This window comes from Corallococcus caeni, from assembly GCF_036245865.1.
In the GTDB taxonomy this organism is placed as follows: domain Bacteria; phylum Myxococcota; class Myxococcia; order Myxococcales; family Myxococcaceae; genus Corallococcus; species Corallococcus caeni.
The window spans coordinates 1-235 of sequence record NZ_BTTW01000139.1; the positions used below are offsets into that span (position 1 = coordinate 1).

The following is a 235-nucleotide window of genomic DNA, read 5'->3' on the forward strand; positions in this document are numbered from 1 at the left end:
TTCATTTTTCTGTTAAAGACAGGGCTGTTTGGTGATTGACTGAAAAAATCATTGGCGGGCGGAGAGGGGCAACCACCCTCGAAGAAATCCCGCCTCCCCGTCGCCTCATTCATTTTTCTGTTAAAGACAGGGCTGTTTGGTGATTGACTGAAAAAATCATTGGCGGGCGGAGAGGGGCAACCACCCTCGAAGAAATCCCGCCTCCCCGTCGCCTCATTCATTTTTCTGTTAAAGA

Annotated in this window: 1 protein-coding gene; it reads right to left on the reverse strand. The window is 49.4% G+C overall.

The window, feature by feature from the left end; genetic code table 11:
• On the reverse strand, nucleotides 1-235 hold a 235-nt coding region (locus tag AABA78_RS39385; protein ID WP_338270643.1), incomplete at both ends, for a hypothetical protein.